Source organism: Streptococcus oralis, assembly GCF_024399415.1.
GTDB classification, from domain to species: Bacteria; Bacillota; Bacilli; order Lactobacillales; family Streptococcaceae; genus Streptococcus; species Streptococcus oralis_CS.
Window position 1 is genome coordinate 1,310,683 of sequence record NZ_CP029257.1, and the last position, 17,096, is coordinate 1,327,778.

7 protein-coding genes are annotated in these 17,096 nt (G+C 40.3%); all 7 read right to left on the bottom strand.

Features of this window, described 5'->3' with window-relative positions:
• Positions 1-296 precede the first annotated feature (296 nt).
• Positions 297-4,808: a S8 family serine peptidase gene (locus DG474_RS06510; RefSeq protein ID WP_255777719.1), complete on the bottom strand. Its 4,512-nt coding sequence runs from the start codon at positions 4,806-4,808 to the stop codon at positions 297-299.
• Positions 4,809-5,097: 289 nt separating this feature from the next.
• Positions 5,098-5,940 carry an aldo/keto reductase gene (locus DG474_RS06515; protein WP_255777720.1) on the bottom strand — a complete coding sequence of 281 codons (843 nt, stop codon included), beginning with the start codon at positions 5,938-5,940 and terminating at the stop codon, positions 5,098-5,100.
• Between the two features lie 82 nt (positions 5,941-6,022).
• Positions 6,023-7,414: a peptidoglycan-N-acetylglucosamine deacetylase PgdA gene (gene pgdA, locus DG474_RS06520; RefSeq protein ID WP_125421152.1), complete on the bottom strand. Its 1,392-nt coding sequence runs from the start codon at positions 7,412-7,414 to the stop codon at positions 6,023-6,025.
• A gap of 103 nt (positions 7,415-7,517) precedes the next feature.
• Positions 7,518-9,245: a septation ring formation regulator EzrA gene (gene ezrA, locus DG474_RS06525; protein ID WP_070799981.1), complete on the bottom strand. Its 1,728-nt coding sequence runs from the start codon at positions 9,243-9,245 to the stop codon at positions 7,518-7,520.
• An 80-nt stretch (positions 9,246-9,325) separates the two neighbouring features.
• The gene (gyrB, locus tag DG474_RS06530) at positions 9,326-11,272 is read right to left on the bottom strand and encodes a DNA topoisomerase (ATP-hydrolyzing) subunit B (protein WP_255777723.1); all 1,947 of its coding nucleotides are present in this window, start codon (positions 11,270-11,272) and stop codon (positions 9,326-9,328) included.
• A gap of 13 nt (positions 11,273-11,285) precedes the next feature.
• Entirely contained in the window at positions 11,286-11,849 is a 564-nt protein-coding gene (locus tag DG474_RS06535) for an HAD-IA family hydrolase (protein ID WP_025168831.1), read from the bottom strand.
• A 460-nt stretch (positions 11,850-12,309) separates the two neighbouring features.
• Complete coding sequence (locus tag DG474_RS06540; RefSeq protein WP_255777724.1) at positions 12,310-17,037, bottom strand: glycoside hydrolase family 70 protein; 4,728 nt, start codon at positions 17,035-17,037, stop codon at positions 12,310-12,312.
• Positions 17,038-17,096: the final 59 nt, after the last annotated feature.

Consider the following 17,096-nt stretch of genomic DNA (forward strand, 5'->3'; position numbering starts at 1 on the left):
CATTAGACGAAATTCAAAAAGAACCGAATTTCAACACCCAAGCCTTGCGACTAGGGGCGTCTGAAACGCGGTTCCACCCTAATTTATTACTTCATTGTTTATAAAAATACGACAGAAAGCGCCAGTTTCTTACCTTGTCCTACTTGGCTCCCACTATCCCAAGCTCGCTGAAGAACGCCATAAGACTTTCTTTCCTAGCTAGTATTATAGCAGATTTTCTAGCCAGTGTAAACCAAAAATGAGTCTGAAAACAAAGTTCCAGACTCATTTAATAGTAAAGCTTCAGAAAGTCCTGTTTAAGGATGTCTTCTTGCTTTTGGTTTTTTGCCATGTAGATTTCTCTTGGCTTGTTTCAATGCTGTAATGGCATCTTTGACATCTTCTTGGCTCGCTCCTGGATCTTTAAGGAGTTCCTGTGCCTCTTTAAAGGTTAGGAGATAAGCTGCTTTTTCTTTCTTGTCTGCATAGATAAATCTCGCGTTCTTTTCTTGGAAAAGGCGTTCATCTTTGACCAGTTTCTTCAGACTAGAGAAGTCAGTAGCTTTGCCATTTAGTTTGCTTTTAGCTGTTGCTAGGGCAATGAGAGATTGGTCAATTTGATCCTGTTTAACTTTAGGATCCACAGCTAGTAAGGCGATTTCTTGGAAGGCACGATCATAAGCTCGACGTACTTTTTCCTTAGCATTAGCATATCGTCCAGTTTTAGTCGTTGCATAGTAAGCTTTCATAGCTTCTTTCAAGGCTGTAACGTTCGAATCTTTTCCATCCAAAGCCTTACCAGCAACTTCAAGACTAGCAAGAACACCATCAATCAATTCTTGCTTCAACTTGCTTGACAAGGCTGACTGTGCCACTTGGAAAGCTTGGTCATAAGCTTTTCTCTTATCTGCACTACTATTAAAGTAACGAGACGTTTCTACCAGTTCTTTTTGTTGATTTACCGCAGCAATCAAGGCCAACTTAGACACAACAGATAGACGCAAAGCATTATTTCGACCTGGCTTCACGAGCAAGGAAACGAGATCTTCAAGGAGTTCATATCCAGTTGGCAAGGTGACTTGTACAGTATAACGACCTGTAGCAACTTTCTTACCAAAGGCGTATTGACCGTATTTTTCAGCAGGAAGAGTGATACTTGTCCCATCTTCTCCTTTCAGAACCACTGTAGTCGTCTTTGGAACTGCTTGATTGAAGGAAACAGACACAGGTGCATATTCTAAGAGATTTGCTAGGAAGGTAATGGTTTGGAAACTATTTTCTTCAGTCAAGTCAAACTCTTGGGACAAGGCACTGATAAATTTCAATTCTGTTCGGTCATAACTGAAAATTTCTGCTGTATAATGACCAAACTGTAAGAAATGAATCGCTTTTGTCTTGTCAACATCAACATATTGTCCCTTGCTATTTTTGATTCGATAGACGTAGAGGGTATCAATATCTTGGTTTGTTTTTGCATCCTTCAAGGCAATTTTCACTCGACCACTATTTTGATCGCGTACAAGTTCAGCAAGTGAGATATAATCTACATTTCCTGCATAGTCCTCAACAAGATAGTAAATATTAGCCTTGTCAACATCCTTAGGAAGTGTATAACTACCATCAGCATTGGCTTTGATCAGATGGGTGTTCTCAAGCGCACGAGTTCCAGACTGGTCTTTCCCAGATAGAATCATGGTCCCTTTCTGGTCAAATGGTGTGATATAGAAGACTTTTTCTGAAAGGATACCGCCTTGACCCACATCTTTTGGTTTGCGAGCTACGAATTCTTGGTTTCCATCTTTAAAGCGAATATAACCACTTGTGATGACAGGTTTTTGAGTATCAATTTGAATCTTAAAGGTCGTATATTGTTCTTTGGCTCCTGGAACATCTGGTGTGTAACTAATAACATAGTCATATAAACCATCTGCAACAGTATTCCCATCAAAATCCTGGCCTCTCCAAGCAGTATTATCTAGAATATAACTCTTCAGATTTCTACTGTCTCCATCAAAATAATTCTTACGAAGATCCTTTGCATCACCCTCCCAAATAGGATGTTCATGCTTGGTATCCGTAGCCGCATAAACTGTAGCCCGAAGATTTACAAGATTTCTCAAAGCAACCGTTTTGTATTCAACTAGGTCTTTGTTTCCATCATCATTTGGAGAAATGGCAATACGGACATTCCCTTTTTCGTCCAACTGAAGAACATGCTTACCTTCAGCATTTTGTTCGATTCCAAGAACGGTAATTCGGCGTCCTTGGCGTTGACCTTTAGACACTAGAAGGTCATTTTGCAAGGTAGCTAGATAGGTAGCATCATTAGAGTAGTTAACGGCGGGATTTTCTTTGTCTACTTCCGTGTAAAATCCATTTTTCCCTTCTCGGACAAGATTGTAAATTGGTTTTTCGACAGCAGGGAGATTTTGGAATTCTCCTCGGAAGCCCATAAATGCAAGACTCACAATATCCCCATCATCTGCTGGATCTACAAATCTAACAAAACCTTCAAGGAAATAGCCATTTGGCATTTGTTTGCTGAGTTCAGCAGCAAATTTTCGAGCATCCACTTTAACAGTGACTGTTTGACTGCTGTGGGCTTTGACTGTCACTTCAGGCCAGACTGTCTCCGTTAGTTTTCGAGGTCGAAGGGTGAATTTTCCATCTTGGACTTCGTCTGTATTGGTATTCACTACCATCTTGAGAGTACGGTCAGTATCTGAAATGTTGTGTACAGTAACCTTGAAAGTAAATTGATCTCCAACATTTCCTAAAGTCACGCTTGGATAACCATTTTCACCTGTTACATAGAGGTCGGTTGAAACTGCAGCAGCAGTATCCACAATCCCAGAGCCTTGCTGACGAGGAGAGGTATAAGTGCCTGTATCCTTATTAACATGTGGTTTTGCAGTTGACATGATCAAGGCCTTGACAGTCTCTGATACTTGCTCAGGAGTCAATTCTGGATGGTGTTTTTGAAGGTATTCCTTAACCAGAACTGCAACACCCGTAACGTGAGGAGCCGCCATACTGGTTCCGCTGATACTTCCATAGGTATTGTCATTAAAGGATGAATAGATATTGCCACCAGGAGCTGTCACGTCCGGTTTCAATTGTCCATCGGTAGTCACTCCCCAACTTGAAAAGTCAGATAGCTGATTGGCTACATCGGAAGGGCGATTATCCATCTTGTCATTAAAAACAATCTTGTAGTTTCCTGATTTTAAGGCTTCACCATACTGTTTAGAAATAAATACTGAAGGAATTTTCTTTGCTTCATCATCAATAGCCATATTGATGTTTGCACCTTCTACATTATTGTAGATCAAAGCACCAACTGCACCGTGTTTTCGTGCATTTTTGATCTTCTCTGAAAAGTTCATGGCTCCACGCTGAATGAGGGCAAGTTTCCCAGTTAAATCCAACTTCGCAAAGTCTTCTTCACGACCTAACCCTGCTTCGACGTATTCGTACTCTTTTCCTTTTTCAAAGTCCTTATCTGCTTCAGGTTGATTATAATCAAATTTTCCGTTATGAAGGCCGGCATTTCCCTCTAGACCTTTAACTTCAAAAACGGCTGTTGTCAATGTTTTATTGTTGACAGAAGCAACTGAAATTGAGTCTTCAACAGTGGATGGATTTCCAACCAAGCCATAGTCTGGGTTTTCGGCTAGCGGTTTTGAATAACCATTTCCGAATGTATTGCTATTTCCTGCTGAGATAAGAACAGACACTCCCTTGGCACGAGCCCGTTTGATGGCATCCACAATATCGGAACCAGCATCCACCATAGAACCAGTGCTAGATCCTAAACTCATATTAATGGCATCTGCTCCTAAGGCAACTGCGTCATCAATCGCCTTTACATAAAGGGCAGAACTGGTCGTTTTTTGGCGATCTGAAAAGACACGCATAAACATGACTTGGGCTTCTGGCGCAACACCATAGACCTTTTCACCATTTGGTGCTTCTTTATCAGGGTTTCCAGCAGCAATCCCTGTTACGTGCATCCCATGAGAAGTTCTTTCTGCTTCTTTGATTTTATCTGTTCCGTCAAAGTAATCGTAGGCATAGACAACCTTATCACTATACCATTTACCGTAGTCGATTCCAGCAGCCTTTTTAGCTGCTTCGATGGCTTCCTTGTTTTTAAATTTTGCTTTTGACGGATCCGAAATTCGAAGAACCTCATGATTCAAATCAAGCCCAGAATCAATTATGGCAACAACGGTCCCTGTCCCCTTGTAACCAGCCTTCCAAGTTTTTGGTACTGTGATGATATCATTGCTTGAAAGACTATTGGGTTTTGCAGACTCAGCTTTTTCTTGTTCTTTTTCAGTAGTTACTGTTTCTCCAGTAGTTTTAGGAGCTGTCGTTGCTTGAGCCTCTTTGTTCTCTATGTTAGAAGCCTTCTCAGTAGCAGGCGCTGTACTGGTATCGACTGTTGTTTCTTTTTGGACGACACCTTGGTCTACTTCTTTTGCAACTGCGCTATCTTTTCCTGATTCTTGAGCTTCAGCAGTTTTATCAACCGGAGCTTCCACCTTAGCTTCTTGTTTACTAGCATCCTCTTTAGAAGTTTCAGCTTCTTGTTTCTCTCCAACTACTGGAGCTATCACATTAGTATTGGTTTGGTCAGTCGCAGAGTTTGAGTGTTTATCGTCTTTTAGCTCTGTCTTAATTTCCTGAGTTTGTGCTTGATTTTCACCTGTACTCTGCTCATTGGCACTGACTTGACTTGCTCCAAAAACCAATGCAGTTCCCAATAAAACTGAAGCAAGACCAAATTTGTATTTCCTTAATGAAAAACGTTGTCGTCTATTCATAAATAATCTCCTTTTTCTTTAAAGTATACCTATTATAACGCAAATAATCATAAATTTTCATAAAAATCTGAATTGTCACAAAAATGTAATATTTACGTATATATTTTACTTGTTTAATTTTATCATTCGTGTTATTTGTTCTATCAAACCAATATTTTCTAAATTCGTTCCTATATTTCAATCCATAAAATTATTTTATTATACAAACAATTTAGATTTTTTATACACAAAAAGACTAGGATTTAAAATTCCTAGTCTTTGTTATTTCGGTATAAATAGATTTTACAAACTAAAAATCCATCTCATCCACACGAGGTGCGCCCGAAGTCACTGAAATTGTCTTTAAGATTTCTCGCTCGTCTTTGCTGAGTTCAATTCCAAAACAGTCAAGATTGCTCTGGATGCGAGAGGCTGTCACTGACTTAGGTAGAGGTAAAAAGCCTTCTGCCAAACTCCAAGCCAAGGCAATTTGAGCCACTGATTTCCCATGCTTAGCAGCAATTTCTTGGACTTCTGTCTTGTCAAACAACTCTCCTTGGCCAAAAGGTCCCCAAGCCTCTAAGAGAATTCCTTTCTCTCTACAGTAGTCAACCACTTCCTCTTGATAAACTCCTGGTGCAAAGCGTACCTGATTGACCGCTGGAATGACTCTTGCTGTCTCAAGCAAGGCATCCAAATGATGGGGAAGGAAATTACTAACGCCGATAGCACTGATTTTGCCTTCTTGGTAAAGGTCCTCCATCGCTCTCCAGACTTCAGCATTGCGAGTTTTCCATTCGTCATTTTCTCTTAAAGGTTTTGGATTTGGCCAATGGATAAGGTACAAATCTAGATAATCCAATCCCAGTTTTTCCATTGATTCTTCAAATGCTTGGCGTGCTTCATCATAGCTGTGATTGGTATTCCAGAGTTTGGTCGTTACAAAAATTTCTTGTCTTGGAATACCGCTATCTCGAATAGCACGACCAACACTTTCCTCATTTTTATAGATAGCTGCAGTATCGATATGACGATAGCCGGCCTTTAAGGCTTCTAAAACGGCTTGGTAGGCCACCTCTCCATTTTCAGCTTTCCATGTTCCAAATCCTAGTACAGGAATTGAAACTCCATTATTAAGTGTGTAAGATTTCATCGTTTTTCCTTTCTATTGTGAAGAAAATCTAAAGAAACAAAATCCTGATTATCAGAACACTTGCCCCTTTAGATTTTAACAATTATTGATCACGATCGTAATAGATCTCGTGAGCTTTCAAGCGAGAATTGAGCAATTCAGGAACGGTCACAAATGTATACCCTTCACCCTTTAAATACTCAATGACACTTGGTAGGGAATTAACTGAAGGACCATGGATATCATGCATGAGGATGATAGAACCATTGCGAACCTGACGTTGAATCTCTGTCAAAATAGCTGTCTCATTTTTACTCTTCCAGTCCAAACTATCCACATCCCACATGATGAAGCTTAAATCAAGGCCGTTTCGAATATCATCAGTGATAGCACCATAAGGTGGACGCATCAGTTTAGAGCTTGATCCTAAAACTTGAGTTAACAAATCTTCTGTATCAGTGATTTGCTTTTTAGCATCTTCGAGCGAAAGTTGTGAAAGAACGGGATGACTCCAGCTGTGGTTTCCTACAACATGACCTTCTGATTTCATTCGTTTTAGAAGATTTTCATTACCTGCAATGTTTTTACCAAGTACAAAGAAGGTTGCTTTTACACCATATTTAGCTAAAGTATCCAAAGCCTGCGTGGTTGTGGTTGGATTTGGACCATCGTCAAAGGTCAAGGCTACAACTTTTTTATTTTTCTTAGCAAAGTATGCTTGGTAAAGTTCAGCATCCTTTTCTAATAGATAAGAGGACTCAATGACATCAAAGAAACTGGATATGGGCAAAGCAATTTCCTCAACAGTCTCTCCAGCATTAGCAGGATAAAGGATGATTTGACTATCCTTATAATCAAAGCTCCAAGATGTCAATTCTTGGTCTGTGAAGCTCTTTATAACTTGATCAATTTTTGCCTGGTCAAGTTTCTTATCTTCTAGAGTTGATTTGATTTGACTCAGTAAAAGTTCCTTAGCCTTACTTGCATCTTTGAAGAGTTTACTGAGGTCAAAAGCTTTCCCATCTTCAGTCAAGAAAATTTTCCCTAAAGAAGTCTTTTCTTTTTCTTCAACCTTTGATGCAGACAAATCGTAGACTTGCTTACTGATACTACGAGCAACAACTCCCTTTAAGACTGGATCCAACTGCTCGGTATAATAAAAGACCAAATCCTCTTTATCTTCCAGCTTTTCTTTGATATCCTGGTTGATTTTTTCTCTAACAGACGCAATGACTTCCTCTCCTTGTAGAGGGTAGTAGGCAATCACCTCAGCTTGACCTTTTCGGAAATGATCCTTCTGACTACCTGTGTTGAATTGCTGGTCCTTTTCGCTTTTTAGCGCTTCAATTTTCTGTTCGTAAGATTGCTTTTGTAGTAGCTTATAACCAATAGCACTCCCTAATAGAATCGTAGCAATTCCAAAGATTCCAACAAGGGAAAGCAATAGCCTTCTCGTTTTATCGTGAGAAACACGTTTCGCTCTATTTTTTTTCATATTTCCATCATATCAAATCAAGGCTATTATTTCAATGATAAACAGGGATTCTGTCTTTTTTTAGGAAAATAAAAAAGCTTAGAAATCTTCTAAGCTTCTATTTTTAAAAACGAATCGCTTCACGTGTTTTCTCATATGAAGTTACAAAACGGTTTGTAACCCCTGGTTCAGCAACTTCCAAAGCTTGTGAAATTTTTTCAAACGACGCTTGGTAGTCAAACTCTTTTTCAAAAATTTCAAGCGCTTCGTTGAAGGCCTCTTGGATACGCTCATCAAATGAACGGTAACGGTTTGAGTATTGGAGTAGTTGCTCCGTCAAGGTTGCATATTGAACGATATCATAGGTTTCTGTTTCAAGTGCTTCCATATCATTTGTTGCAATTTCAAGAATTCGTTTAACCGATTCAATATTCACTTGTGGTTGTTCTAACTCTGCCATCAGATCTTCTGTGTTATGACTTGCAGTAAAGAAAAGTTTCAAGAAACTTTGAGGAATACCTGGCAAGTTTCTCTTCTCCATGTAACGTTTGATAGTATGCAAACGGTTCACATAGACATTTGCTTTTTGGCGAGCATTGAGGTCGTCTTTTTCAATTTGCGCAAGTCGTTCGCTAACAGAGATTTGCTCATCCTCTATATCCTTGAGGTTGCTTTGAAGCATTTCCAACTGTTCTTCAAGAGCAGAGTAGGCTTGTGTTGACTCACCTTGATCCTCTGTCACTTCCATGATTGCTGTATCAAGTGCAGCCAATTCTGCTTGAAGGCGACGAACATGATTGCCATCACTTTCAGGAAGAAGGTAGGTTTTAGTCAAGCGTTCAAGATCTTGAACAAGCACCTGATTATTTTCTTTCAAGTGGTTGAGATAAGTTGGTAATGTAGCAAGAAGACTTTCAACCACTTTTTGAGCTGCAATTTCACGAGTGAAGATATCATAAAGTGCGTTGATTTCTTCTTGGATGCGATTATTTTCATACTCTGCATTGTCCAATTCCAACTGACGAATATTTTCTTGATTATTTTTCAAAGACTCATGCAAAAGTTGGAAACGGGATTCAATATCTGTTTCTGTAAAGTGGTAGTTGGCATCCAACAGCTTGCGATAGCCTTCTTCCAAATCTGCCAATTGTTCTGGCAGTTCCTTTGTCAAGGTTTCAACAAGAGCTGGAATTCGCTCAACGATGTGTGTCAAAGCGAGAATATGATTTTCAGTTGAATCAAGAATTGCTGCGGCTTCAACCGGGTCACCTGATGAATTTAGGGTAACAAATTGAGAGAATTCAGATTGGATGTTTTCCAATTGTTTCTCAATCTCAGGAAGGGCCTTACCATATTTCTCCGAATCTTCTGCAACGGTATGTTGAAGGGATTCAAACAAGTCCAAGGCATGAAGGACACGGCCACTATTCTTAGATTCTTGTTTTTCGAGTTCAGAAAGGGCATTGCGAATAGCTGCAATATCTTCTTCAATCAAGCCGATTTGGCTTTCAATTTGATCAATCTTGTGAGCTGCTTTAAAGAAACGGAAAGAATTATTGTAGCTTTCAGCTTCAAAGAGGTGATTTTCAATATCAGCAAATGAGTTCAGAGATAAATCAACCCATTTTTGATTCCATTCACGGAAGGTCACCTGACTTTGACCAATCAAGTGCATGTTTTTAACGGCTTCAACCTCATCATTTACAGGAAGGTTGTAGAGTTCTTCTTTTCTTTCTTCAAGGGCCGTTAATCTGCTTACATTACGCTTACGTAAAAAGATAGCTGTTACATAAGCTAAGATCAGAATGACTGCAATCGCAACCATTAGATAAATTAGTTGTCCATTAGACATATCAAACTCCTTTTATACTAGAAACAATCGTAATGATTATATCATATTTTTTAAACCAAGGGAACTATTTCCCACATTTTTTAGACGTCAAGTGTACTGTAAACAGCGTTTTCTTCGATAAATTCGCGACGAGGTTCTACTCGATCCCCCATCAACATATCAAAGATTTTATCTGCTTCGGCAGCATCATCTACCGAAACACGCGCCATCAAGCGATGTTCAGGATCCATGGTTGTTTCCCACAATTGGTGGTCATCCATTTCTCCCAAACCTTTATAACGTTGGATGGTTGGTTTTGAACGCCCTTCACTGTGACGTGCTAAGGCTTCTTGGAGTTTAATTTCTTGATCTGCACCAGGTTGAATGTATTCTTTGATCTCACTTCCAACTTTAACCCCATAAATCGGTGGTTGGGCAATGTAGACATAACCAGCCTCTAAGATTGGTTTCATGTAGCGGTAAATCAAGGTAAGCAGGAGTGTTCGAATGTGGGCTCCATCAACATCGGCATCGGTCATCAAAACAAGTTTTTGGTAACGAGCCTTAGTGACATCAAATTCTGCACCAAATCCTGTTCCCATAGCTGTGAAAAGGCTTCGAATTTCTTCGTTTGCAAGGATTTTATCCATGCTAGCTTTTTCAACGTTCAAGATCTTACCACGAATTGGCAAGATAGCTTGGAATTCACGATTACGACCAGATTTGGCTGATCCACCAGCTGAGTCTCCTTCGACGATGAAGAGTTCGGTTTCAGCAGGGTTGTTAGAAGAACAGTCTGCTAGTTTTCCTGGAAGATTGGAAATTTCCAAGCCAGATTTCTTGCGAGTGACTTCACGCGCACGCTTGGCAGCTACACGAGCCTTGGCAGCCAAAATCCCTTTTTCCACGATACGCTTGGCAATCTGTGGATTTTCCATGAGAAAATCAGAGAAGGCATCGCTGAAGAGGCGATTGGTGATCTTGACCACTTCACTGTTCCCCAGTTTGGTCTTGGTTTGTCCTTCAAACTGCGGGTTTGGATGCTTAACTGAGATAACTGCAGTCAAGCCTTCACGGACATCTTCCCCTGTTAGGTTATCTTCATTGTCTTTTAGTAGCTTATTCTTGCGAGCATAATCATTGATAACACGCGTCAGGGCTGTACGGAAACCTTGCTCATGCGTACCACCTTCATGGGTGTGAATGTTATTGGCGAAACTCATGACGTTTTCGTGGTAACCGGTTGTGTACTGCATGGCTACTTCAACTGTGATATCATCCATCTCACCGTCTGTGTAGATTGGTGTATCAAAGATAACATCCTTGTTCTCGTTGATATATTCAACGTAGCTAGCAATCCCACCCTCATAGTGGTAATGTTTAGTCTGTTCGAGACCATCACGCTTATCTGTGATGGAGATTTGAAGACCTCGGTTCAAAAAGGCTAGTTCTTGAATACGTTTGTTTAATTTATCAAAATCAAAAGTCGTTGTTTCTGTAAAAATCTCTGGATCTGGTGTGAAGTGAACTGTTGTTCCAGTTTTATCTGTATCTCCAACCACCTCAAGATCAGCAACAACATGACCACGACGGTATTCTTGGTAATGAATCTTACCGTTTTTATGGACATGAACATCTAGTTGAGTTGAAAGAGCGTTTACTACTGATGAACCTACACCGTGCAATCCACCTGAAACCTTGTATCCGCCACCGCCGAATTTTCCTCCAGCGTGAAGAACTGTAAAGACGGTCTCAACAGCGGGACGTCCTGTTTTTTCCTGAATATCAACAGGAATTCCACGCCCATCATCCACTACGGTGATGGAGTTATCTGGCTCTATAAAGACTTGGATGTGACTGGCAAATCCAGCTAGGGCTTCGTCAATTGAGTTATCAACGATTTCCCATACTAGATGGTGAAGACCTTCTTTTGAAGTCGATCCAATATACATACCTGGACGCATACGAACAGCTTCAAGTCCCTCCAAAACTTGAATTTGACTGGCATCATAATCCTGTGCCTGTTGATTTTTGATTTCTTCTGTCATTTTTTCCCTTTTCTTACATGTCTATTGCTTGTCTCAATGTCGCAACGTTATTAAAAAGATAGGCATCTAAGCCAGCAGCTTTACCTGCTTCTACATCTATATTTCTGTCACCAATGACCAAACCAGATGTAATATGATATTTATCACGTAAATAAATCATGGACTCAGGATCTGGTTTTCGTTTAAAGCCAGAACTGGCAGTCACCACCTCGGTGAAGTAGTTCGCTATCTGGGTCTTAGCAAGAAGTTCTAGAACTTGGTCATTTCGATGAGAAACCAAGAAATGGCGACCACCCTTGTCCGAAACGTCTTTGAGTAATTCTGGAATTCCCTCAAACAAAACTGGATGTTCTAGCTCACGCGCTTCATTTTCTTTATAGTTCTCTAAAAAATCCTCGATATCTGGTGCAAACTTCTCGATGGCAAAAGCTGTCGAAACCTTCAAAGCTTCGTAGACTCGGTCGTGTTCTTGCTCTATTCCGTATTGGGCTAAGGTTTCTACAAAGGCTGCAGTAGAAGTCTCATAATTATCCAATAGGGTACCACCTAAATCCCATATATAGTCGTGATATTTCATACCCTTCATTATACCATTTTTTTATGAAAAAAGCGATGATTTCCTAGATTTTTCGGCTCTATAATTTATATAGAGAGTAAAACACTATTGCATCTATGGAGCCTTTTTGTGAAGAATAGCTCCTCTATAAATAATCAAGCAAAATCTTTCTTATCTCAAATGTACAAATTAAAGAATAGAAACTACTAACAACCGCGTCATTGTTCACAAACGAAACGCTTTTGGATTTTCAAACTTTAAAAATAGAATACTCATTGCTTTGAATACCACAATAGAGTGCAGAAAAAGATTATTCCAATATGGAGTCCCTTGTTAATTCATTACAGTTCCCAATGATTCCATCTTTCTTTTCAATTGTAATTTATTCTCCAAACAGGCAAAAAACGATAACGTCCTTTTAAGGTGTTATCGTTTTTGTATATCATCAGATAAAGTTTGATTTTTATTGAGCTAAATTCGATTAGTTTCTTCCGAAGTTTTGACCTCTACCATCGCGGTCAAAATACATCCAACTTCCATCTTCAAGTTGAATCCATTTGCTTCGAGCCATATCCCCTGAATTGGCATCGAAATATCGACTAACCCCATTCACATCAACAACTTTTCCTTTGACTTGCTTGCCGTCTTGCGTGAAATAGAGAGTCTGTTGACCAACCTGCTGCAAGCCTGTCACTGCTTTTCCATCTTGATCAAAATAGTACCACTCATTTTGGGAACCTTCGACAAACTTGTTGGTTGCCATCTCTCCTGAGTTAGCATCAAAGTAACGGATACTCTTATCTGAAAGTGTCACGATTTTGCCCTTGACTTGCTTGCCATCTTGGTCGAAGTAAAGTGTTTGTTTGTCAATCTTTTGAAGGCCTGTCACTGCTTTACCAGTTTGGTCAAAGTAATACCATTCGTTCTTGGCACCTTCTGCAAACTTGCCGACTGCCATTTCTCCTGAGTCGGCATCAAAGTAACGGATGGATTTATCAGCCAAAGTTACTACTTTACCCTTGACTTGCTTACCATCTTGGTCAAAGTAAAGTGTTTGTTTGCCAATCTTTTGAAGACCTGTCACTGCTTTACCAGTTTTGTCAAAGTAATACCATTCGTTCTTGGCACCTTCAGCAAACTTGCCGACCGCCATTTCTCCTGAGTTGGCATCAAAGTAACGGATACTCTTATCTGAAAGTGTCACGATTTTACCCTTGACTTGCTTGCCATCTTGGTCAAAGTAAAGTGTTTGTTGACCAATCTTTTGAAGACCTGTCACTGCAACTCCATCTGCTCCGAAATAGTACCAATCACTTGGGTTATCACCTTGAGCAAAACGATTGATAACAGCATTTCCTGAATCCTTGTCAAAGTAACGAAGTTTGCCATCTTTAGCACTCACAATCTTGCCCTTAACCTGATAGCCGTTTTCATCAAAGAATTGCTGTCCATCTCCTATCTTGACAAGACCTCGAGCCATAACGCCCTTGGCATCAAAGTAACGCCAGTTTTGACCATCAGTAGTGTAGTAACGGTTGAGAACTTGGGCACCAGTTTGATCATAGTAGTACTGATTACCATTTTCATCTTCACGGATAGAATCACGAAGTTGAATACCATTCTTCAAGAAATAAACGTGCTTGCCATCAATTTCATGAGCACCTGTTACAAGATAGCCTCGTTTATCGAAGTAATACCAATTTCCATTTTCATCTTGGATAAAGGAATTTTTAGCTTGATAACCACTAGTTGAATAGAACTTAGTACCATTGGCATCACTAACAAATCCTGTGTAAGCATTCTTATTAACTAATTGCTTAGGCAATACTATCTCGCCATTTCTGTTAGTGAGATAGTCGTTGCTAGCCCAGTCTTTAAGAACATAGTAAGCACCACGACCTAAGATATTGGTACCATTGAAGTACTTAGCCGACCACTTGGTAATCTTCTCATCTGTTGTCATCTTTTGACCATTGGAAATCTGTACTCGTTCAAAGATTTCTGGATATTTAGCTTTGAGCTCATCTAAGAAGGCGCCACCGTACTTACCTTGGAAATCAGTTCCATTGGTCTTACTATTAGCTACATAGAGTTTTTCCTTGATTTCTGCACCTTCACGGTAGGTTCCGTAGTTGTTGACACGTGTTGCTGTTACCACTTCCTTACCTGGTAGGTTATAGATTTGGTCTGGTACCCAGTCCGCGATGGCTTGGATATTAACACTGTGAAGCGCACGAAGAGCATTGAGCAAATCTTTTAAAGAACCATATTTATTGTTCTTGCTCATCGCCATATCATAGCGGTCTTCAAAGGCATAACCATTCTGAATGATAGAATCTAAGAAAGTACCGTCTTGGCTAGATACATACTGAGGTGGTAGCTCAAATGAAGTTACTCCCCATTCCTTGAAGAGGTTGACATTTTTAGCAATAACTTTATTGGTATATTGGTCATCGCGGGTTGCAAAGTCTTGGAAGTTAGAAAATCCTTCGTAAATCAACTGAGAATCAAGGGCTGCGCTAGATTCGTAGACCTGACCACTAGCGTTTTTCTTCTTGCTTGCTGTTGTACGAGCATCCTGATCTGCCTTAGCGCCAACTGGTACCCAAACAGCCAGATATCCAGAAACCTGTACATTGCTATAGCCTGCAATATCATTCATATCAAAGGTTAAAATACCATTAGCATCTGTCTTCTTCCAGAGCGATTGCGGCACTTCTTCGTCAGTTAGATAGCGGGAAATGCCATCTTTGGTCGTCAAAAGCACAGGGCGATAGTATTGATTCTTGTGGGCTGCTCCCATATTGACTTGCAGTTTATCCCATTCGTTCAGTTTCAGGTTAGGGTTGTTAGAAGCAATAACAGCCATCCCTTGGGTACGGGTTTCTGCTGTTCCTTCATCTGTTGCTTCATTGGCACCAGTACCGTAGCGAACAGAAGTCAAAATACCATTGTAAGACCATTTATCAGCCTCACGAGGTACACCCATATATGTGACTTTCATGTCTTGTCCACCTGCTACATACTTAATACGAGCACGCAACAAGGCATCAATAGCATCGTGGTAAGGAGATTTTTTCTCCATGTATTGACCATCATCGGTATAGAGGTCACCATAGTAGACCCGAGTGATAGAGTCTTTATTGGAGAGCATGAGAGCATGAGCAGTTGGGATGTTGAACTGCGTATACTTCTTGTCTGCCTTGCGCATATCTTCGTTGTAAATCTTGAAGGCTTGCTTGAGTTCATCCATAGTAAAGGTCAAACCATCCGTGTTTGGATTAATATTTTCTCGGATGATGTCGGCAATAACGGTTTGTACTTCACTGTCATGAGCCCGAACAAAGATATAGTTAGCCATCCGTTCGCCATTTTTCTTTTCAGAAGAACGGTCATTTAGACTATTTGTAATCGTTGGCTCTACTCCGCTACGGATAGATAGATTACGCATGAATGAATAAAGCAAGGAGAAGCGTAGCTTGTTGTCAATTGCTAGTTGAGCACCTTTAGTATCTTTGTTGTAGTCAGGATCGTTATCAGACCAAGCTTCCAAGATAGACAAATGCTTGATAGCTTCTTCTTCACTTTCTCCCACCTTGTAGCGAGACTTGAAGTAGTCAGATGCGATTTGGAGCAAGTCTGCGTTGACATTGTCCACCGCATCGACACGAACTCCATCAAAATTAGCAGTCGGATCATTGGCTACGATGCTTCCAAAGTTCATCATAAAATGCAACCAGTTGAGTTGTTCGGCTTGAACAGCTGGATTAGAGTTGTCAAAGTCGTTAGCGAGCAAGAACTCATAACCACCATTTGACTTGTCAATGAAGTACTTAGGTGTACCTGTTTGACTAGTAGGGGTACGGTTAAGCAGACGGAACTTAGAGTCAGTATGAGAGCTCTTCTCATTATTGGTATAAAGCAAAGCTCCACCCTGCAAGTGGTCCTTTTTAGTACCAGTTGTTTCAGACTCTGACTTGATATTCCAGTTTGGCTGGGTTTTGACAAAGGCACCCATCAGCGTTCTCAACCATTTTGTATCGCCTTCTTTACCAATTTTTTCCTCAATTTTGCGCTGAACCTGCTGAGAAGCTCCTGTCAGGAGAGCTTGTTCAACTTTGTTTTCAAAAGCACCTGCTCCCAGACCTTGCTGGTTCATATAGTTGAGGTAATTAATCTGAGTACGTTTATCAGGCCACCAAGCCATCAAAAGGGGACGTAAGTCTGTTTCTGTCGAAGCCGTCCATGTTTTTCCATCTTTTAAGATGAACTTTGGACGATACCAACTATCTGCTGTCAAATAACCGTCTACAGTTTCGATATCCTTGTCAGTCGTACCGTAAAAAGCATTCTTTTGAGAGAATTCATTATTGAGACTGCTGGTTCCTTGTTGGAACTGATATTCATTTGAATCAACTAAGGCACCGGTTTCTGCATCAAAATAAAGTATTCTCCCATTAAGTTCAACTGCAAAGTTCTTTTTAACTGTACCATCGTCCTGAACATAGTAATTTTTACCATCAATGGTCTTAATATGAGATAGGACATCATCATCATGGTCAGCATTTACAGGTGCAGGTTGAGCCTGATCTGCCACCATTCTTTCAGCTATTGCTCCCTGTTTTTGAGCAGGTTCGGGCAAGCGATCTTTCTTTGCAACCTTTGGATTTGCAACAATCTTGTCTTCAACAGCCGTTTTTTCTCGCTTGTCGCCTTCTTGGTCTTGGGCAGTTGTTGGCCTTGCTTGTTTATTCTGGTCTGCTACTTCAGTTTTAGGAGTTTCTGTGATTGCATTAGCAGCTTTAACTTCTTCAGCAACAGCAGCCTTTTCTGTAGATGCTTCTTTCGTATCTGCTGGTTTAGCAGGCTCTTGAGCATTGGTTTGAACTGTTGCTTCTGTATTTTCTGCTGGTTTAGCAGGCTTTTCACTAGCAGCAACATCGTCTGTCACCTTGTCTGCAGGGGTTACTTTTTCTGCTTCTTGCTCAGATGCTATTTTAGCTTGGGCTGGAGTTTGCTGACCCGGACCACTAGTCTGAGCTGTAGCAGGTTCTTGAACTACAACCTGCTTTACATCATCCGCATGGACAACGCCTGATTCTAGACCAAGTACCTTTGGTGCTACAATAAGGGCCAAGGTAGTCAAAGCAATGGCTACCCAGTTTTTCTTAACTTTATGCATCTTATAATGAATCTTTTTCTCCATCATAAAGCCTCCTTCTGAATTTAGTATAAAGTTACGCTCTTATTCTAGTATATTTTTCAAAA

Excerpts from the sequence above, each read along its gene's own strand:
- DG474_RS06510 (WP_255777719.1), bottom strand. The coding sequence starts at position 4,808 with ATGAATAGACGACAACGTTTTTCATTAAGGAAATACAAATTTGGTCTT.
- DG474_RS06515 (WP_255777720.1), bottom strand. The coding sequence starts at position 5,940 with ATGAAATCTTACACACTTAATAATGGAGTTTCAATTCCTGTACTAGGA.
- pgdA (WP_125421152.1), bottom strand. The coding sequence starts at position 7,414 with ATGAAAAAAAATAGAGCGAAACGTGTTTCTCACGATAAAACGAGAAGG.
- ezrA (WP_070799981.1), bottom strand. The coding sequence starts at position 9,245 with ATGTCTAATGGACAACTAATTTATCTAATGGTTGCGATTGCAGTCATT.
- gyrB (WP_255777723.1), bottom strand. The coding sequence starts at position 11,272 with ATGACAGAAGAAATCAAAAATCAACAGGCACAGGATTATGATGCCAGT.
- DG474_RS06535 (WP_025168831.1), bottom strand. The coding sequence starts at position 11,849 with ATGAAATATCACGACTATATATGGGATTTAGGTGGTACCCTATTGGAT.
- DG474_RS06540 (WP_255777724.1), bottom strand. The coding sequence starts at position 17,037 with ATGATGGAGAAAAAGATTCATTATAAGATGCATAAAGTTAAGAAAAAC.